The organism is Sphingobacteriales bacterium (assembly GCA_016711285.1).
Classification (GTDB): Bacteria; Bacteroidota; Bacteroidia; order Chitinophagales; family UBA2359; genus JADJTG01.
Window position 1 is genome coordinate 1 of the sequence record JADJTG010000014.1, and the last position, 18,538, is coordinate 18,538.

17 protein-coding genes, 3 pseudogenes and 1 CRISPR repeat array (1 of these 21 cut by a window edge) are annotated in these 18,538 nt (G+C 41.6%); of the genes and pseudogenes, 6 read left to right on the forward strand and 14 right to left on the reverse strand.

What is annotated here, in order from left to right:
* Positions 1 to 182: 182 nt before the first annotated feature.
* Positions 183 to 461 (reverse strand): hypothetical protein, encoded by a 279-nt coding sequence (locus tag IPL35_12685; protein MBK8444210.1) that lies wholly within the window; start codon positions 459 to 461, stop codon positions 183 to 185.
* A gap of 418 nt (positions 462 to 879) precedes the next feature.
* On the opposite strand from IPL35_12685, the gene IPL35_12690 reads away from it, so the two are divergent.
* From IPL35_12690 to IPL35_12705, 4 genes are read left to right on the forward strand one after another with little or no spacing between them, the layout of a single operon-like run.
* Positions 880 to 1,191, forward strand: a complete 312-nt coding sequence (locus IPL35_12690; protein MBK8444211.1) for a hypothetical protein — start codon at positions 880 to 882, stop codon at positions 1,189 to 1,191.
* A 46-nt stretch (positions 1,192 to 1,237) separates the two neighbouring features.
* Positions 1,238 to 1,534 carry a hypothetical protein gene (locus IPL35_12695; GenBank protein ID MBK8444212.1) on the forward strand — a complete coding sequence of 99 codons (297 nt, stop codon included), beginning with the start codon at positions 1,238 to 1,240 and terminating at the stop codon, positions 1,532 to 1,534.
* A complete protein-coding gene (locus tag IPL35_12700) occupies positions 1,531 to 2,019 on the forward strand; it encodes a hypothetical protein (GenBank protein MBK8444213.1) in 489 nt (162 codons plus the stop codon). Before IPL35_12695 ends, IPL35_12700 begins: the two co-directional genes overlap by 4 nt.
* Before the next feature lie 13 nt (positions 2,020 to 2,032).
* Complete coding sequence (locus tag IPL35_12705; protein MBK8444214.1) at positions 2,033 to 2,344, forward strand: hypothetical protein; 312 nt, start codon at positions 2,033 to 2,035, stop codon at positions 2,342 to 2,344.
* Here the strand turns inward: IPL35_12705 and rpsP are convergent.
* Positions 2,250 to 2,761, reverse strand: a pseudogene (rpsP, locus tag IPL35_12710) (30S ribosomal protein S16). The gene IPL35_12705 and the pseudogene rpsP sit on opposite strands and share 95 nt — an antisense overlap.
* A 332-nt stretch (positions 2,762 to 3,093) precedes the next feature.
* Here rpsP and IPL35_12715 point away from each other — a divergent pair.
* Both IPL35_12715 and fsa read left to right on the forward strand, forming a co-directional pair.
* A pseudogene (locus IPL35_12715) lies at positions 3,094 to 4,184 on the forward strand (M20/M25/M40 family metallo-hydrolase).
* Positions 4,185 to 4,251: 67 nt separating this feature from the next.
* A pseudogene (gene fsa / locus IPL35_12720) lies at positions 4,252 to 4,911 on the forward strand (fructose-6-phosphate aldolase).
* A 67-nt stretch (positions 4,912 to 4,978) separates the two neighbouring features.
* Here the strand turns inward: fsa and cmr6 are convergent.
* The 12 genes from cmr6 to IPL35_12780 all read right to left on the reverse strand — a co-directional run bounded on the left by cmr6 (position 4,979) and on the right by IPL35_12780 (position 16,929).
* Complete coding sequence (cmr6, locus tag IPL35_12725; protein MBK8444215.1) at positions 4,979 to 5,944, reverse strand: type III-B CRISPR module RAMP protein Cmr6; 966 nt, start codon at positions 5,942 to 5,944, stop codon at positions 4,979 to 4,981.
* Complete coding sequence (locus tag IPL35_12730) at positions 5,941 to 6,342, reverse strand: hypothetical protein (GenBank protein ID MBK8444216.1); 402 nt, start codon at positions 6,340 to 6,342, stop codon at positions 5,941 to 5,943. The genes cmr6 and IPL35_12730 overlap by 4 nt, the downstream gene beginning before the upstream one ends.
* A 3-nt stretch (positions 6,343 to 6,345) precedes the next feature.
* Positions 6,346 to 7,152 carry a type III-B CRISPR module RAMP protein Cmr4 gene (gene cmr4, locus IPL35_12735; protein ID MBK8444217.1) on the reverse strand — a complete coding sequence of 269 codons (807 nt, stop codon included), beginning with the start codon at positions 7,150 to 7,152 and terminating at the stop codon, positions 6,346 to 6,348.
* A gap of 13 nt (positions 7,153 to 7,165) precedes the next feature.
* The gene (locus IPL35_12740) at positions 7,166 to 7,906 is read right to left on the reverse strand and encodes a hypothetical protein (protein ID MBK8444218.1); all 741 of its coding nucleotides are present in this window, start codon (positions 7,904 to 7,906) and stop codon (positions 7,166 to 7,168) included.
* Complete coding sequence (locus IPL35_12745) at positions 7,893 to 8,261, reverse strand: hypothetical protein (GenBank protein MBK8444219.1); 369 nt, start codon at positions 8,259 to 8,261, stop codon at positions 7,893 to 7,895. Before IPL35_12745 ends, IPL35_12740 begins: the two co-directional genes overlap by 14 nt.
* A complete protein-coding gene (cas10, locus tag IPL35_12750; protein MBK8444220.1) occupies positions 8,233 to 9,717 on the reverse strand; it encodes a type III-B CRISPR-associated protein Cas10/Cmr2 in 1,485 nt (494 codons plus the stop codon). Before cas10 ends, IPL35_12745 begins: the two co-directional genes overlap by 29 nt.
* 6 nt (positions 9,718 to 9,723) lie before the next feature.
* Positions 9,724 to 10,764 (reverse strand): hypothetical protein, encoded by a 1,041-nt coding sequence (locus tag IPL35_12755; protein MBK8444221.1) that lies wholly within the window; start codon positions 10,762 to 10,764, stop codon positions 9,724 to 9,726.
* 252 nt (positions 10,765 to 11,016) lie between these two features.
* Positions 11,017 to 12,546 carry a hypothetical protein gene (locus tag IPL35_12760; protein MBK8444222.1) on the reverse strand — a complete coding sequence of 510 codons (1,530 nt, stop codon included), beginning with the start codon at positions 12,544 to 12,546 and terminating at the stop codon, positions 11,017 to 11,019.
* Positions 12,547 to 12,615: 69 nt separating this feature from the next.
* The gene (locus IPL35_12765; protein MBK8444223.1) at positions 12,616 to 13,944 is read right to left on the reverse strand and encodes an NYN domain-containing protein; all 1,329 of its coding nucleotides are present in this window, start codon (positions 13,942 to 13,944) and stop codon (positions 12,616 to 12,618) included.
* A 165-nt stretch (positions 13,945 to 14,109) separates the two neighbouring features.
* On the reverse strand, positions 14,110 to 14,523 hold the full coding sequence (locus IPL35_12770; GenBank protein MBK8444224.1) for a hypothetical protein: 414 nt from the start codon (positions 14,521 to 14,523) through the stop codon (positions 14,110 to 14,112).
* 71 nt (positions 14,524 to 14,594) lie between these two features.
* On the reverse strand, positions 14,595 to 15,122 hold the full coding sequence (locus tag IPL35_12775) for a hypothetical protein (GenBank protein MBK8444225.1): 528 nt from the start codon (positions 15,120 to 15,122) through the stop codon (positions 14,595 to 14,597).
* Positions 15,123 to 15,255: 133 nt separating this feature from the next.
* Positions 15,256 to 16,929 (reverse strand): DUF4407 domain-containing protein, encoded by a 1,674-nt coding sequence (locus tag IPL35_12780; protein MBK8444226.1) that lies wholly within the window; start codon positions 16,927 to 16,929, stop codon positions 15,256 to 15,258.
* Between the two features lie 361 nt (positions 16,930 to 17,290).
* Positions 17,291 to 18,538: direct repeats of the CRISPR family, unit length 35 nt; unit sequence GTCGCAATCCTCACTAAAATTGGATAGTTTCTAAC; it runs 35 nt beyond the window's last position.

The following is an 18,538-nucleotide window of genomic DNA, read 5'->3' on the forward strand; positions in this document are numbered from 1 at the left end:
TGACCAAAGCAGGTGTTAATATCTATACCTTCTTTTACCTTATCCGTGCGCCCGTGTAGAGCCTGCCGCAATACGCTTTTGTTTTCTTCTGTATTATACAGCATAAAAATTCCGTATCGCCTGTTTTATATCCAAATACTTGCTTAGATCCCGAACTTCTTTGATTCATTTTACCCAATTTTTTATCTGCCAGCGTTGCTCCATTGTAAAGTGTCAAAATTTGTAAGGTATCGCTGCTTATATTTCCTTTGAATAAACGGTATCTTTAAAGTTTGCAAAATATAAGGGCGTTCGGGATTATAATATATATCGTAGCCTTCGGTGTTCAGATAAATCGTATCGCTTTCGGCAATTACGGTGGCTTCCACAATCATATCGTATTGGTTGAGTTCGGTGATAAACGCCGCTTTGGTGCTGTCGTTTTCAAGGCACACCGAGCGTTTTTTATGCTGATTACTCACCCCGCAACATTGTGCCTGCGCAATGGAGGTACCTTATCCAGCAGCCCACACAAAAAACAACACTATTTGTTTTATATTTATTATCAATAGATTTTGCATATTTATATTGTTTAATAAAAATTTATTCAAAAAACCGCACAATTGTTTTACAAAGCTAAGAGATTGTTTTAACATTGCCGTAACAGAATCTTATAAAATTTATTATTTAAGATAGCCTGCCGATAGTTTTTAATCATCATCAAAAATATTGTTCCTTTGTTTTTTTTATGTGGATAATGATAATTGCTCTTGGCGTTGTTATATTATATGTGTGCTGTTTGATGATATTTTTCATCTACTCTTTATCTTTATTGCATTTAACCCGCCATTTTATTCGCGCACTGCCTCTGTTTCTTCTCCCTCCCCCCTTTGCTGAGCTTTGCCGCATATTACCATTCAATTGCCGATTTACAACGAAGGTGCTTTGGCGACACGACTCCTGCAACATATCGCTGCTTTTGATTATCCAAAAGAAAAACTGCATATCCAAATTTTAGACGACTCCACCGACATTTTTACTACTGCTCTTTGCACTCAACAGGCGGCACAACTCCTACAAAGAGGTTTTGTGCCGGAGCACCTGCACCCTCACCGCAAAGGATTTAAAGCGGGAGCATTGCGGGCGGCGCGTTGCCTGCGGCACAGGGCGAACTCATCGCTATTTTTGATGCTGATTTTATACCTGCTCTGATTGGCTGCGCTTTGTGCCTTATTTTCAGCAGTACCCGCAATTGGGTATGCTCAAACGCGTTGGTCGCATCTCATGGCTCTGCTTCGTGGCTCCCCCGGGTTTTGCCTTTGCCTTAGATGCCTGCTTTACTTTGGAACAAAGCGGCAGACAGGAGGCAGGGCATTTTATTAATTTTAATGGCACTGCCGGTATGTGGCGCAAAAGTTGTATCGTCGCAGCCGGCAATTGGAGTAGCGATACCCTCGCCGAAGATTTAGATTTGAGCTATCGCGCTCAGTTGCAGGGCTGGCAAATGCGGTATGTTCCCGATATTCAGGTAGCCGCCGAACTACCCGCGAATTGAGTGCGCTGCGTTCGCAGCAATTTCGCTGGAACAAAGGAGGTGCGGAAAACTTTGTGAAATTGTTGCCTTCGCTCTGGAAAAATAAACAAGTGTCTTGGCAAAACAAAATACAAGGTACTTTGCATTTGGGCGGGAGCACTTTGTTTGCAGTGCTGTGGCTGCTCACAATATGCAATATTTTGCTGGTATTTTTAAAACCGCTCGTACCTGCCATTGCTCCCATTTTACAATTTAGTTCTTTTTTTAGCGTCACTACTTTGCTCTATGCCTTTTGTTATGCACAAATGTATCGCTGCGACCCACAGCCGCGCCGTTCTTTTTTGAGTTTGTTTGTGATGTTTTCGGTGATGTTTTTGGGGCTGTCGTGGTACAATACGGGTGCGGTATGGCAGGGTTGGCGCGGCATCAAAACGCCTTTTGCGCACCCCAAAAGCAGTGATAGCACAGGCTACGTTTTTACAGTACCGTACTTTTATTGCATATAAAGGAGAATATTCAATGCTGCTGCTATTGTTGGCAGCATTGGCGGCGGCTTATTACCAACAAGATTATGTAGCGTTGCCGTTTTTGATGTTGGCGGCGGCGGGCTATGCACTTGCGCTCTGCTTGGCGTGGAACGAAAGAAGAGTTAAAAAGGAGGCTTCGCCAGGAAATTCAGCGAAGCCTCCTTTTATAGAAAAAAAAACTACAATTTTGTTTTTATCCCCAAATGCTACTATTCCGCAGCACTGCTTTCTTCGGCAGGGGTATCGGCAACAATATCAGCGGCAGGTTCTTCAATCGGCGCAGCAGCTACTTCCAAAATATTAGCGGCAGGTTCTTCAACCGGCGCAGCAGCTACTTCCAAAGCTTTTTTGGCTTCGGCGGCTCTTTGGTTGCGTTTTTCTACTTCGGCAGCATCTTGTTTGCCCAATTGCTGCTGACGGCTATCTTTGAGCGTTTGGATACGGTTTTGGATTTTTGCACTTCTGTCGGCGATGAATTTTGAAAAATTGGCATCGGCTTGCTCTTGTGTCAAAGCACCTTTGCTCACACCACGTTGCAAGTGTTTTTTGTACAACACACCTGTATAAGACAAAATAGCCTGTACGGTATCGGTGGGCTGTGCGCCATTTGCAACCAACGCAAAGCAGCATCTACATCTAATTCAATAGTAGCGGGCTGTGTGTTAGGGTTGTAATAGCCTACACGCTCAATAAAAGCACCATCGCGGGGGGGAACGCGCATCGGCGGCTACAATGTGATAAAAGGTTTTCTTTTTCTTCCGTGTCTTTGAAGACGTAATTTAACCGCATAAAAAATTGTTTTTTTTTTAAAATTGTTTAATAAATAAACGTTTCAGTTCCAAACTGATGAACAGGTAACTGAATTTCGGAGCGCAAAGATATATTTTTTATTTTAACTTTAAAAGCACAGATTTATATTATTTTTAAAAAACACAAAATAATCACTGTGCCGCTTATTTTATATATCAATAAATCCTTTTCGCTTTTTAAAATTCAAAATCTATGCTTTAATTTGCATATCTTTACCTTTGTATTTTTATATTTTAATTTCAGATGAAAAAAAATCTGTCATTTTTTGACGAAGCCGCACGGCGGTTTTTATACGAATATCTCAACAATCCTTCGCCTACCAGCCACGAGGCGAAAGGGCAGCAAATTTGGTTGAATTATATGCAACGCTATACGCAAAAGCAACACTGCGATGCTTATGGTACTGCTTACGGCATTATCAACCCCGACAACGACTATAAAGTGGTGATAGAAGCACATGCTGACGAAATTTCGTGGATGGTGCATTATATCAGCGACAATGGTTTGATATATGTGCTGCGCAATGGCGGTATGGATCATCAGATTGCACCCTCCAAACGGGTGTTTATTCATACGCCCAAAGGAAAAGTAGAGGGGGTTTTTGGTTATCTGCCATTCATTTGCGCGATGCCGCCAAAGAAGAAAGCCCCAAAGTGAGCAACCTCACCATTGATTGCGGCTGCGACTCGCGGCAGGAAGTGGAAGATTTGGGCGTACATATTGGCTGCGTGGTCACTTATCAAGATGAACTCACCGAACTCAACGGCGGCAGGTATTTTTGCGGCAGGGCTGTGGACAACCGCATTGGCGGCTTTATGATTGCGCAAGTGGCGCGGCTTTTGCACGAAAACAAGATAAAATTGCCTTACAGCCTCTATGTCGTAAATTCGGTGCAGGAAGAAGTGGGCTTGCGCGGAGCACAAATGATCGCTCAATACCTGCAACCCGATGTGGCACTTGTCACCGATGTGGCGCACGATACTACTACTCCGATGATTAGCAAAACCGAAAAGGGCGATTTTGCCTGCGGCAAAGGGACTATGCTGGCGTATGCTCCGGCAGTACATAATAAATTGTTGAATTTAATCATCGAAACGGCTCAGGAACAAAATCTGCCTTTTCAGCGAGAAGCAGTTTCGCGGAGTACCGGCACAGATACCGATGCTATTGCATACAGCGGAAAAGGTGTAGTGTCGGCTTTGTTGTCGCTGCCTTTGCGCTACATGCACACCACCGTAGAAATGGCGCACCGCGATGATATTGAAAACACCATTAAACTGATGTATTATACTTTATTAAAAATTCAGTATCGCCACGATTTTAAGTATTTTTAAAAATCAAATATTTGCTGAATAATAAAAATATACCTGTAAAATTTAACATATAAATAACATTTTTTTCATGAAATTTTTTATTGATACTGCCAATGTGGCGCATATCCGACAAGCACTGGATTTAGGTATTTTGGACGGCGTAACTACCAACCCTTCGCTGATGGCGAAAGAGGGCATCAAAGGTGAACGCGCCGTATTGCAACACTACAAAACCATTGCCGACTTGCTCGGTGACGGCGATGTAAGTGCAGAAGTACTCGCCACCGACTACGAAGGCATCGTGCGCGAAGGTGAAACACTCGCCGAAATTGCGGATAATATTGTCGTAAAAGTGCCGATGATTAAAGACGGCATCAAGGCGATTCGCTATTTTTACGGAGCAGGGCATACGCACCAATTGTACGCTTGTTTTCTCGGCAGGACAGGCTATTTTGGCTGCCAAAGCGAGGTTACTTATGTGTCGCCTTTTATCGGGCGCATTGACGACAGCAACTGGGACGGCGTACAACTCATTGAGCAAATTGCGGGTATTTATACCACTCACGGCATCGCCACCGAAATTTTGGCAGCTTCCATTCGCAACCCGCTTCATATTATTCGTTCTTTTGAAGTAGGTGCTGATGTGGTTACTTGTCCTTTGGATTCTATTATGGGCTTGCTCAAACACCCGCTTACAGACATCGGATTGGCGAAATTTTTGGAAGATGCCCAGAAAATGAAGGATTAATCTATCACTTTTTATAAAAAAGATGAAGTATTTCGCAAAAGGCAGTACTCCATTTTTTTGCAGCACATTAGAGACTACCCGACAGTGGCAGTGATGGTGCTTTTAGACGCTCTGATATACTCGGGTTTTGCTCTTGTTTGCGATGCTGAATAGTAGTAGTTTCATTTTTTTTTGATTCATCCAGATCTTTCAAATTTCCATAACCTACATTGGTTTTTGCGCCTACGCCGAAGTCTTTGAGGATATTAATAAACAAATTTCTGATTTTTGCTTCATCAAGTTCCAACTCTTTCGGTATCGTTTCGGGTATTTGAAACGGAAAGCAAATTATCACTTCGGGTAGTATTTTTAAAAAAGCCACTGGTACAGGATTTTTCAAGAGTGCTTCTTCGTAGCTTTTGTCTTTGTGAATATGCGGTGTAATGGCATCAGTACCCAATATTTTACCCGCCGCATCGCCCTGTTCTAAATAAGCATCTAAAAAAATAAAGCGTTCATACAAAGGCACTTGTATTGCTTTGTCTTTGTTGTTTTGCTTCAAAATTTTTCCTTCAAAAATATACTGTTCCCAAGCAATAACTTGTTGCTTTTTTTGCTCAGAATTGGCTTCTTGCCCTTGTAAATAGTCATAGATATATTCATTTTTTGCTCGTTTGATGTTTTCGGGGGTAGTGGGGTCGCTATCCCATTTTGGGAAGGCGGAGCGCAAAATACCCTTTACGCTGCTGCCGGGCAGGTAGGGTAAGCCCGTAGTGTGGTCAAAACTAAGTCCGAGTTTTAGTTCGCCCTCTGCTTTTATTTCGTGGGCGTAGCCTGCACCCATCAACAAGCCAGGGTAGGTGGTTTCCATACGAAGCAGGATTAAGCCTTTGCTCGCTTTGTAAAGTGGTTCTACTACAAAAGGAGTGTTTGTAATATTCTTATTCTTTTTTTCAAAGTTAGCTACCGCTTCATCTATAATAACTTTATCTAGATTCGTTAAGTTGAAATATTCGCGGTAGTAGTACCAGCCGATGTTTGTGTTTGTGTTCATAAGTTATCGTTTTTTGAGGTGAGAGAAAAGGTACGTATGGCTCTTTTGAGTGCCACCGAAGCATCTAATATTTCTTCTTCTTTGGCAAAGTTGGGTTCGCTGCATAAAATGTCTCTAATCCAATGATTATAGCTGGTTTTAGACGATACTACTTTGTATATCAATTCCAAGATGTACTTTCGGTTACCATCGCCTTTGTTTTCATTGTTGTAATAAACGGCGAAGGTGCTGCGCATACCGAGTTGTATCGCCATGGGACCAAACTGCGAGAGGTAGCTCTCGTAAATGCCTTTGATTTCGTTTCCTTCATAAATACCGTACAAACTGTTATTGGGCTTGGCGGCTTCCTCCAATAATTTTATGGCTGTAGGAATAAAATCGTTGATTCGTGTGTCCATAAGTTATGCTTGGGAGTTTTGAGGTGAAGAAATTTGTTTAAGTTCGCAGAAACCATAGCCAACGGTGGCATTTGCTCCTATCTGAATAGGCTCGTTGCTTTTGAATATATCGTGCAGTTGTTCTGCCGCTATAAAAAAGCCAAAATAGCTCTGGCGCGGCACTACTTCTTCATAAAAGAGGTTTTTGCTCATACCATTTTCTAAGTGGTTGCGCGAAATAATGGGCAAGCGCGACACAATTTCTTTAAAATTATCGGAGTGCATCAATACCAATTTATTGCCCAATATATCGGCTGCGCTGATATTGTGTTGCTGTTGCTGTAATACAATAAGATGCGATTCTATATTAGCACCTTGCAGGGAGATATCATCTGTAATGGGCTTGTTTTTTTCTACGCTTACATCTGTTTGTATTTTGATATGATTCAAATCAACTTTAAAACGCTGCAAATCTTCGTTTAGCTCCTTCAAAATTTCGGTGCTAGTAACGTTGAAATAGTGCGCCATATTGCTGCGCATAGGATAACTGAGTAAGCGGGCAGGGAAAAAAATATGCGAACCCGGTTGACGGGAGGAGGTATCGTCGTTGCCGTTATTTTTATTGCCAAAAATGGTGTTAATGTCTGCTTCCTTTACTTTTTGTGCTTCTGCCCAAACGCGAAAAGCACCTTTGATACTGGAACTGTGAATTATGGGATAGTTGGTGAGAGGGTCGCGCTGCACAATATTATCCACAATGCCATAAGAAGATTGACCACTGCCCACATGCATATTGGTGAGGCTGCGTAATACGAAAAAATGATATTTCATAAGAGATTAATTTTTAATTGTTTTTTTGAGAAGGTGAAATGATGATGTATCGGTTAAAGCCTACTGTAGGCAGCTTATTGAAATTCAAAAATTGTGCAAATGCTTCACAGTTTTTTTGTTCAGAAAAATAAAAAACAGAACCCCTTTGCAGCACGGTGTATAGCGTTTTGGTAGGCTGTAGGTTAGCCTGTGCATCACCCCGTTTGGTGCGATTGTAGTAGTTTTGGGTTTGTTCTATACTACTGCGCAAATGCCTGAATTCGGCAGTTGAAGCAATGGCAAAGTCGGCGGCGGGCTGTGTCTCTGTTTTGGGCAGCAAGGTATCCGACAATAGCAGTAATTTATGCAGGTTCGGGTGGCTGTATGCCTGATAGTCGGGTTTTTCAATGGTAGCCTCAGTGACTGTTATTTCAAATAATTTGCGGTCGCCACCGATGTGTAAGTAATACTTTTTGGAGAGATCGTCGATGCTTGCTGTGGTTTTCATCACTATCCCAAAAGCCCATTCTTTTGCCAAGGTATAATATTGTGTTTTAAAAAAGCCCTCCTCCCCTTGCTGGTTTTTATTGGCAGCAAAATTACCTATCTGGATAGCTTCTTTAAAAATTTTGTCGTGTTCAACTGTTTTTCCTTGTTGCGAACCATAAAGTGGCTCATAATGTTCCTTGCTGTTGTAGCCTTTGAGGTAGTAAATAGCCGTGCCGTCTATTTGCTTCAAACCAAATGAATGGTTCCAAGCATCAAAAGGCAGCACAAAAAAATGCTTCTCCCTGCGCATTGAGCAGAAAAACCTCCGACACCGATTGAATCGCTCCGAAGGAATTTTCCTGATTAAGGTTAAAACTCTTTGCCCCGATGAGTGCTGCTGCCTGGTCTTTATCTTGTATTTTATTGTCTTTAAAAACGGCTGCTGCTGCTACATTTTTTAAAAAAAAGTAGCGCAAACTGCCCAGCAGCGTAGTAGGCGAAGGAAAAGGAGAGGAGTGCAAAAAGTAATTGGCGGTTTCGGCTTCTTTTTCTTCTTCGTTCATAGCCCGCATACGGCGATTTTCTGTACCAAAAAAATAGCGGTCTAAGGGTTTAATTTTGAACAGGTATTGCTTCGTCATTTTTTAAAAATTTTAGGGTTCGTAAAATGGTATTCACTTGCAATGAAGTGCGGGTATTTTTTTCTGTCTTTTGGTGTAGTTCCAGGGTGAGGTCGCGGGCAGCGGCTACAAAAACCTCCTGTTCTTGTTTCATTTTATCTGACATCAAATAATGATTATCAAAATAAGCGGTGAGGCGAGTTCGGCGGTGTTCGCTATTCAAACAAGCATCGATGGTAACCTCGTCTTCCATAAATTTGTGGATAACAGATTGCAGGAGTTCCTTGTCTTTGTAGTTGTCGAGTAGCTTTATGAAATGCCTAAATTCTTTTTCCATACTCAATTCAATATCGCGCACTTGCCCGCTGTGTTGCAGCACTTGATATGCAAGGGCGTTTTTGCCCGACACCTTTTTGGCTTTCTCAAAAAGCAAGGAGTAAGACAACTGTAATGCCTCGTTCATCGGATATTTGTAGTAGGTGATAGACAAGCCAAAGGAGAGCGATAGCTTATTTTTGTTGTTTTCGTTTATATCATTAAAAGATTGATGAGAGTTTTTGTTAATAGTATCAATCAGTTCAAACACAGTTTTTCCTTCGTGGTTGCGCAGGGGTGCAAAACAGAGCAGGTCGTCGCCACCGATGTAGATGCACTTAGCACCAAACTTGTTAATCTCCTCTGACAGCCCTACCGAATAGTCGGAAATTTTTTGGGATAAATTTTTTATGGCTCTTATATCTTCCCCTAAAGAGCCGATATATTGTCCTAAATTATCACCATCGGCACGCAAAATAGCGATGTATTTACTGTGGGTGGGCAGGGTGGCTATCCAAATGTTTAGTAATTCATCTTCAGCATCTCTGTTCAATAATTTTTTCAAAGGGGCATCTAATTCATTATATTTCGCCTGTGCCGATATTTCAAGGATAGAGGGGAAGCCTTTTCTGCCTACTCCGTATGCTTTTTTGTTGAGTGCCTCAGCCATTTTCCAATTAAAAAGGTCGTCTATGGCAGCATCGGCACTGCGGGCGTAGTGGGGGTTGAGTTCGGCACAGTCGAGTAGGTGATTGAGGCGGTGGATAGGGCTTTTTTCTTTAAAATCTATGCTTTTCAACTGCTCTTCGCTCAATATTATTGGGTGTATTTGCACATAGCTTTTCAGGTGTTGCAAAGAAATATCAATATCCTTGCTCAATTTGTTTAAGGCGGGATCGATGATGTCTGTACGAGCGTTGATGCCCGTGTGCTTTTCGTCTAGTATCATCAAGAGCCTATCGGGATAGATGCCCGCACCATCGGCAGGGGCTTGAGTGGGGGGCGTGGGCAGTATAATATCGCCGTACTTTTTGGCTTCGGCATATAGGTACTCCATCAGTACCGAGAAAAAATAGCTCGACATCCATATTTCGCGGGTGCTGTGCGCTTTGAGCAGGGTTTTATAGATGGGACCTATGGTGAGGGCGAGGTAGTGTGACATATTTTATTATTGAGATTTGTTTTGTTTTAGATTTTTGCCATAATTAGCTTTTTTTTCAATAAAATCTACAAGATTGAAATCTCTGGGGATTTCAAGACAAAATGCTCCTTCCCGACCTTCAAAGGAAAACTTAAATTTCCTTGCCGTTCCGTCTTTTTTGGTATGTAATATTGCAGGAATGTCATAAACCAATAGAAAAATACTACTTCCAAAAATCACATAGCGCAATGGCGACCTGAAGCGGTCTATCTTATCGTCTGAGGTATCTTTAATTTTTACAATTAATTTTAATTCTTTAAATTCAAAATGCTCTGCCAGCCCCAACAAAGCCCGCACATATTTGTAGTTTTCATTCGGCTCAGGGCAGGCATCCGTCTTCTTAGGATTTTGCGTTGCTAACTTTAAATATTTTTGTATGATTGTTTTTTCCCAAATTATTTTTTTTGGTTTACACAACATATACTCGTACAATTTAGATTCCTCACCGTTGTATCCTCTTTTAAGTAGGGAATAATCTTTTGCTATTGTTTGCAGCAGATTGTCCTTGAGATCTTTGTTGCCGAATTTTCTAAAAAATATACCCTTTATTTGGGGTATTGTTTTCCACAACTCTATCAACTCTTGCTCTTTTATTTCTGCTGCTTGAAAGCACCCAAAACCCTTGCTCTGCCTTGTGCCAAAATTTTCAGAGGCAAAGAATTTTTTGAGCAACAATTGGTTGTCTTTTTTTAAAACCTCTAATAAGTCAAGATGAAAAGAAAAAATATGAACGCTGATACTGCTGTGCATTACTCCAAGTTTAGTTTCAGTTATTTTTTCTTTAGTCAAAAATTGATTATCAGCGAAGTATTGGGTTTCTTGCAAATACTCAACTTGTTTACCTAATTTATTTTTCAAAATTTCTTTATTCCTTTCAATTTTTTTAGTGGTGCCACTGCATATAAAAAATTGTTCTTCTGCGTTCTCCGCCTCCACTCGCACCTTATAATTCAGTGCCTCCGTATCTCTGATAAACCACGCTTTGGGTATTTTTTCTTTGCCCCCCATTTCCTCCAAAATAAATCTGTCCAATTTCGGTTTTAGTTCGGTGGCTCGGAGAGTGGCTCCTGTCTGCTCGTGCTGAAAGTGTATCAGCGGACTGTGTTGCTTCAACTTAAACGACAATTTGAAATTTGAATTCATAAGATTTTAATTTTTGGTTGTTAAAAAAATGAATAAATAAAACCCCCGTATTTTATATGAATTTTTTTGTACAGAAATAAGCAGTTTTTTTTACAGGGTGGGTATCTCCGAACTCGACTAACTAGGTTTTTTATATTTAAACCAAAGCCAAACGCAAACCGTTAGTAAAATGCTCAGGATAGTAGGTATCCAAAAATCCCAATAAAAAAGAGAATATAAACCCTGCGAAGCATCTACCTCGCGCAAGTGGTTCATTCCGGCAATGGAAAAAATCAAAGTGGCGGGCAAAAACCAAGTTGCCAGTTGTGTCAGTCGGAGGGCTTCGTGGTTGCTCAGATATTGGTGAAACTCGGCTATTTCGCGGTCTAAATCTTGGGCGTGTTTTTCTATACGCATCACCTCTTGCAATTTATCGTATAGCTCTATGCCTTGCTCCTGCGCCGTTATTTCCCTAAAATAAATTTGATTGATAAAATGTATATACTCTTCATAAACCTGTTTAACACGGGTGTTTTTGCTATCATCATTCTTTTCACTCAAAGCCAATGCTGCCTCCCCCGAAAACCTCAAAACAGAAGCGCGTTGCACCAAACACAATAATATAAACGGAAAATAAATGCGATTTACTACATCAGGTAGCCAGTCGTTGCTACGATTCGTGAGTACCATAAACGAATAGCGGCTGATGCCGTAAAGTTGCTTGTCTTCCACCCAGCGGGCATAGGTGGCTTTTTCAAGTTCGGTGTTTTTCATCAAGCGGTTTCTGATGCTTGGGCTTTGTTTGTCCACAAATACATATTTATACCAAAAATCGCTGCTGGCATAACGGTAGGCATTTTCATTATCATCAAAAATCCCCAATTCACACGCATAGCCATCTTCACGATACACCGCAACCACAAACATTCTGTCATCTATAATGGGTGATATGGCAATCTCTCCTTGATATAATAATTTACCCTGCTCCTTGAATTTTTCGCCCAAAATACCCATAATAAAATGCGGCAATCGCAAAGGCATTTGAGTATTTAGTTTAAATTTATCTAAATGATATGCTGCTTCAAAACAGTCACTTAATACTTTTTCGCCTATTTTCAAGGTGATGCTATCTGCCAAAAAATTGGCTTTTGTGGCTTGTATTCCTCCCTCTATTGTATATTGCGGATAAATACGCCTACCAAATTCGTTGATGCGTAAAATGTCTTCGGGAGTACTGTAATCGTTATTTTTGAGAAAAAACACGAGTATTGCCACTCCACTGCCGTAGGCAAAAAGTTCTATTTTTTCAACTTGTAAGGTATAGGTATCTTTTTGGGCGTTTTTTTCTTTCCAAACAACAATTTCGTAGGTGTTTTGGGTGTGTGGTGGTATTTTGTAGCTGAATTTTCGCAAAATACCTTTATCTTCTTTGGTATAAAAAAGAGCTTTTCGGGCATAATCGTAGAAATAAGTATAATTTCCAAAATTAGCAGAATTCATTTCAAAAATTTCAGAGTCCCAGTAGGGAAGAGGTAAGGCTCTATCGGTTTGAGGTAATAGGGCTTTTTGAAAGGATTTCAAATCAGTGCGCTCCGAAAAAGATGGGTTTGTTTTTTTTGTTTTACATTCCCATTTAAAAGGAAAAATAAAGGTGTGTTGGCTATACATTTTTTTAAAGGATAGATGGTGAAAAAAACGCCGTCGAGCCTTTTGCACGCTTGGCGGCGGCGGTATTTTTTAACCGGCGGCAATGTGCTCCACGATGCGCAATAAGTCGGCTTCGGCAAAAACACCCCGCGCAATACCAAAGTAGCCACTACCCACATAAGCTTGCCGCTGCTTGATGAGGTGGGCATATACCTTTGCCAATTCTGCCGCTCGCTTGCCGTAGTAGGTGAGTTCATCGGCAGTATGAATAAGCAGTTCGCTGTATTGTTCGTAGAGTGCATCGGTGATGGGCGCAAATTTATTGCTCAAAGCACGAATAATTGCCATTCCGTTGGGACTGATGCTGAGGTGGGTGGCAATGGCTTTTTCGGCTGCTCGCTCGTCAGCTTCGCTGATGCCCTGGGCAGCGCGGTCGGCGCGGCGAATGTCGGCGATTTCTTCGACGGTGGCGTTGAGTTTTTTCATAGCCGGAATATAGCCCATGTCGTTGGCGGCGATGAGTTGCTGGCGGCGGTCTAAGGTGATGCCCAAATATTTTGCCACCTGTTCCAGTGCACTTCTTTTATGTACGCGCTCGTTGTGGTGGTCAATGCCGATATAGTGCTTGGGCGGCTCGATGTCCTCCGTCAGTTCAATGCCGAGATAGATGTGTGCCTTGTTTTCCAACTCTTTGGTATAGTCGCTCAATTTAGCTCCCCAAGTCAATTTTTTGTCTTTCACAGGCACCTTATTGGCTTTGGCGATAGCCACAATTTCTTCCATTTCCAAATCGCCGCCGCCCGCTAATATATAGAATAAATTGCGCAGGTAGAGCCAAAAATTATCTTCTTTGTCTTCTAATGTAATATGCCCATAACACATCGCCCGCAAGTTGGATCGTGAATTAAAACCCGCCTGAATTACGGGCTTTCCAAATACATCTTGCAAGCGCTTTACCGCAGGGATATAGTCGTTATCATCGCTGCACAAAACAACTGTATCATAATGATCCTGAAAAGCACCCATCAGCATCTGGCACACAATTTCGGTATCTACGCCTTTTTCGCGGGTTCCTTTTTTGCCCTCGGGCGAGGTAATATATACCCGCGTTCCGTATTTCATTATATTGCCCGGCAATCGGTCTATATAATCAAAAGTATTGTGTTTTTCTTCAATGCCTTCGGTGCTGTCGTGCGGAGCCACACAGAGCCAAGTGCCTACATGTTTTAATTGCTCGTACTCCTCCAAAAAATTTTCTTTGTAATATTTGAGCAAGAGTTCATTTAATGCCGCCCACACACTTTTGGTAACATGGAAGGGGCTAAAATGCTCCTTAAAATTGATGCTAAAATTGTCGTAGTCAATAAAAATGGCTACGCGAACAATGGGAGTTTGTTGGGAGTTTGTTAGAGCTATCATAAAATAGTTGGTTCAATAAAAAGAAATATTTTTTTACAATGATAATAAATTTATTGTATAAGTTGTAGCCGCATATCACAGATTTTTTTCTAACACATTGATAATGATTTGTTTATTTTTTACTTTGTTTACCCTTTGGTGCTGTGTTCATATAATGCCCGACTGTTACAAGTGTTGGCGCAGGGCGGCGAGTTGGGTTTCATAAAAGCGGTGTGCGGCTTCGAGGAGGGTTTTTTGGCTACGCTCTTGCAAGCTCGCACTCTGGATATGCAGGCTTTGTGTCCAGTTTTTGTCAAATTGCGTCTTAAAATCCTGCATTTGTTTCAGAATAGCTTCGGCGAGGGCGAGATAATTGCTGATATTTTGCTCCTGCTGCTGGTGTAGCTGCAACAAATTATCGTGCAGTAGGGCTGCAAATTGTGCGGCATATTGCTGCCCCTGCGCCTTGCTTCCCGAAGGAAGTTGTGTTTGGCGCAGCTTTTCCAAGCTCGCTCGCAGTTGCAACAGTTGTTGTTGGCGGGTTTCTAATAATTGGGGGAGTTGTTCGAGAAGTGCCTCAAAAGTATGTGGTTGATTCATTTAGCGGTTGTTTAAAGTATTTGAAAAAAAAGAGTTTAAAAAAATAATAAAAAGGGTACAAAAAGCCTCGCTCAACGCAGCGTTTTATTCACCATCGCTTCCATTTCGTTGAGTTTGCTTTCGAGGAGGTTGAGGCTTTGGTCGGCGATGCTTTCTAAGGTTTTGAGCACACGCTCCTTATTTCGCTCATTTTTGATACTTTCGGTGCGGGCGAAGTAGTCGTCAAATTCGGTGTAGCAACGCTCTATGGCTTCCAGCACTTCGCGGCGGAGGGCTTCGTATTGGCGCAGCTCGTAGAGGCTGAGTTTGTGGCGCAGTTCGGCGGCGGCGGCTTGCAACTTGCTGTCTAAATATTGCTGTAGCAGGGCGCGGCTATGCTCATTATTCTGCCGCGATAGGGCAAGCTCGTTGCTATAAATTTCCTTCGCTACATTGTTGGCGTGTTTTTGCTGCAAGGTAGGAAACAAGCGGTCTATAAACCCCTGTATGCGGCTTTGGCTGCGCTGTTGGAGTTCCGCGGCACGCTCGCCGGCGGCTATGGCGTTTTGCTGCACCTGTGCCAAATCTTTTTGGGTTTGGTAGTTCTCTAATTCTTTCATAATAAAAATAGTATTTTTTTTAAGGAATTAAAAAATATAAATTTGAAAAATATAAGTTATCTCTGAAAAAAAAATCGGGCTTTGGAGTGGGTGGCAGCACTGCCTTTGTTGTCTCTGCCGCCCACTGTGCCGCTTACCTGAATTTCGGGTAGTCGCTGTCAAAAGCAGTTTTAGCTTGGTCGAAGTTTTTGAAATAACTCTCTATCAAGCTATCTAATTTCTGCAACAATAATTCCTGCTTTTTGGGGTCTTTGGTACGCATCATTTGCTCCATCCAGCGTTCCACCAACTGCAACAGGTGGCTTTGGGCTTGCTCCATCTGTTCGGCATATTTCTTAAAGGCTTGCATCTGCACTGCCGCTTCGTGTATGCGCAAACGCTGCACTTCCGTACTCTCATAGCGAATGAGGTTGTAGCTGCGGTCGATGTTATGTTGGTGACTTTTGCTTTCGAGGTCGCTGTCCATTTCGCGGTCGCGGTGGGCTTTGAGGCGGTCGTAATAGGAGGTTGCTGTCATTAATTTTACCAAAATCGGAGCCAACTCTATTATCAAAAACAATATCCACAAAGCAAGCGATATAAAGAGCATAGTGCGGTTTTCCTTAGTGAGGTCGTGCATTGCCTCTATGCGCGTCACCAAATTATATCCAAAAGCCCGCTCATTGATACTTTCTACTTTCACTGTGGTAGAGTCGTGTTGCGCCCGCGCCATTTCATACTCTTTTTGCTTGCCTTGCAGCACAATTTGGTGGCGTTCTGCCGCCTCCTTTTGCTGTGTTTGGTAGGTGTGCTTCATTTCGTTCATTTCATTTTGCAGCGTTCCGCAGGCTTTTTCTTTCACACCAAGCTCGTTTTTCAGAGCCGCTATATCTGCTTTCAAAGCATTGGCACGCGCCCGCAAGCCATCATTGACAAACATTGTTTTTCCGCTTTCGCTCATTGTATAGTTTTCGGGATTGTTACGAATCGTTTTGAGTTCGCCTTCTTTGCGTTCAATAGCTCCCTTGTTTTGCACTTTCAAATTATCAAATTCTTTGCGGCAATTTTCGTATTCGCGTTTTTTGCTGAGGTATTCGGTGCTGTTCGGCTCGCCCTGCGCCTCCGCCTGCAAGTTGTTCAAATTTGCCTCTTCTTGCCGTAAGTCATTTTGTTTTTTATCCAAACTATATATATTATCCACTTGTGTTCGCTGTGTTTGTTTGCTGTTCATTTCATTCTGCTGCACCTGTGCATCTATTCGGCTGCCGAAAATATACAGCTCTATGGGCTTGCTGATGATAAGCGACAAAATAATGGCAATCGCTATACGCGGTGCTGCACTTTTGAGTTGTTGCACAAAAGGTACATTTTTATCAACACCCGACACAATGTAGCGGTCTAAGGTGAAGATAAAAAAGCCCCAGAGCAAAGCCAACGCGCCTATTTGATAGTTGTTGAGGGAGGCGGAAAAGATATGATGCAAGGCGTAGCTCATACTTAAAGATGCAAACAAAGCAGCAATGCAAACGACAAGCCCGGTGGATAAATGAAAATTCACTACGCTTTCGGGGCAGCGGCTCAAAATACTCAAATCGGAGCCGCCACACCAAGCCAAAAAGCGAGTGATTGCGCCGAGCTTGCGTACTTCATGGCTATAAAGGTCATCGGTGTGGTGGTGGGGTTGTTGAGGTTGGGACGAACCAATATTATCGTTATTCATAGTAGAAAAGGTGGGGTTTGGGTTAGAAAAATTAGAAGAAGAGGCGGATTTGGCTTCGGAGTGTATGGCAGACGACTCCTCAGAACCATAGAAAATATTATTTTCCATAAGTGTAGAAAAAGTTTTTTTAAGTGTTTGAAAAAATAAAAATCAAAGGTATATCATTGGCAGGGCGCAAGGCAGCGGGGCGGCGGCTGGGCACTGTGGAGTGCGATGGCAGCACCATACCAAACAAAGTACGAACAGGGAAGAGTAGCTTGTTTTTTCATAGTTAAAATGCTAAACTAATTTAGTACGTATAAAAGTTCAAAAAATATAAAAAAATTTTTTTTAAATTTTCATTGTTGGTTTTGCGGCAGTTTTTTAATGATAAGTTCGTTCATCTTTTATCCTATCTAAGAGAGATTAAATATTACGTTCACGTTTTTACGTTACCGACACCTCGCAGGTGTCGGTAACGTAAAAGACGTATTAAATCCTCACTAAAATTGGATAGTTTCTAACAACTACAGTGGCTTGAAAATACAGTCGCTACAGTCGCAATCCTCACTAAAATTGGATAGTTTCTAACGAGAGGAAGAGGCTTTAAATCTTATCCTCCAACAGTCGCAATCCTCACTAAAATTGGATAGTTTCTAACTATTATGAGGAAATCATAATATACAATGAAATGTCGCAATCCTCACTAAAATTGGATAGTTTCTAACAGAAGATTTTTTTAACAAGGCTAATCAAATCATTGTCGCAATCCTCACTAAAATTGGATAGTTTCTAATCTCTCAGATCATTAATATTAAATGGTAATCTTTGGAGTCGCAATCCTCACTAAAATTGGATAGTTTCTAACACAGTTGTCGAGATTATGTTTAGTCTGTTTATAATGTCGCAATCCTCACTAAAATTGGATAGTTTCTAACAAGAAATAGACTTAAATGTTCCAACAGAAGTGGTTTGTCGCAATCCTCACTAAAATTGGATAGTTTCTAACCCTAGAAGAAGGAGACCTTCATTTTGAAGGGAGAAGTCGCAATCCTCACTAAAATTGGATAGTTTCTAACGAAATATCGGATGAAGACAGGAAGGTATTTTCATGTCGCAATCCTCACTAAAATTGGATAGTTTCTAACAAAAGTGCGGACTACGAAAACAACAAGCCCGGACTGTCGCAATCCTCACTAAAATTGGATAGTTTCTAACTTGTATAATCAATTATTTTATCATTAACTTAAAAAGTCGCAATCCTCACTAAAATTGGATAGTTTCTAACACGCCATGGGTAGCTGCACTAATCCTACTACAGTTTGTCGCAATCCTCACTAAAATTGGATAGTTTCTAACGACGCGGCAATCACTGATGGTGGCTGCATATGAACAGTCGCAATCCTCACTAAAATTGGATAGTTTCTAACCCAAACCCAACCCAATGACACAAAAATTACTAAGTCGCAATCCTCACTAAAATTGGATAGTTTCTAACCGGATTGGAGCGTGGTGAATGTTGAAAAGCAACAGTCGCAATCCTCACTAAAATTGGATAGTTTCTAACCCTTATATGCTTAGTATGAGCAATAAGTATGTGAAGTCGCAATCCTCACTAAAATTGGATAGTTTCTAACAAGCCATGGAAACAAAAAGGCGAGAAAGATATTGTCGCAATCCTCACTAAAATTGGATAGTTTCTAACTATATGGAATGAGTTGGGATTAGACAATTGGTA

Coding starts and splice junctions, on each gene's coding strand:
- IPL35_12695 (MBK8444212.1), top strand. CDS start 1,238: ATGCTCAAACGCGTTGGTCGCATCTCATGGCTCTGCTTCGTGGCTCCC.
- IPL35_12705 (MBK8444214.1), top strand. CDS start 2,033: ATGCTGCTGCTATTGTTGGCAGCATTGGCGGCGGCTTATTACCAACAA.
- cmr6 (MBK8444215.1), bottom strand. CDS start 5,944: ATGAACACAAACACAAACATCGGCTGGTACTACTACCGCGAATATTTC.
- IPL35_12730 (MBK8444216.1), bottom strand. CDS start 6,342: ATGGACACACGAATCAACGATTTTATTCCTACAGCCATAAAATTATTG.
- cmr4 (MBK8444217.1), bottom strand. CDS start 7,152: ATGAAATATCATTTTTTCGTATTACGCAGCCTCACCAATATGCATGTG.
- IPL35_12745 (MBK8444219.1), bottom strand. CDS start 8,261: ATGACGAAGCAATACCTGTTCAAAATTAAACCCTTAGACCGCTATTTT.
- cas10 (MBK8444220.1), bottom strand. CDS start 9,717: ATGTCACACTACCTCGCCCTCACCATAGGTCCCATCTATAAAACCCTG.
- IPL35_12755 (MBK8444221.1), bottom strand. CDS start 10,764: ATGGGGGGCAAAGAAAAAATACCCAAAGCGTGGTTTATCAGAGATACG.
- IPL35_12760 (MBK8444222.1), bottom strand. CDS start 12,546: ATGTATAGCCAACACACCTTTATTTTTCCTTTTAAATGGGAATGTAAA.
- IPL35_12765 (MBK8444223.1), bottom strand. CDS start 13,944: ATGATAGCTCTAACAAACTCCCAACAAACTCCCATTGTTCGCGTAGCC.
- IPL35_12770 (MBK8444224.1), bottom strand. CDS start 14,523: ATGAATCAACCACATACTTTTGAGGCACTTCTCGAACAACTCCCCCAA.
- IPL35_12775 (MBK8444225.1), bottom strand. CDS start 15,122: ATGAAAGAATTAGAGAACTACCAAACCCAAAAAGATTTGGCACAGGTG.
- IPL35_12780 (MBK8444226.1), bottom strand. CDS start 16,929: ATGGAAAATAATATTTTCTATGGTTCTGAGGAGTCGTCTGCCATACAC.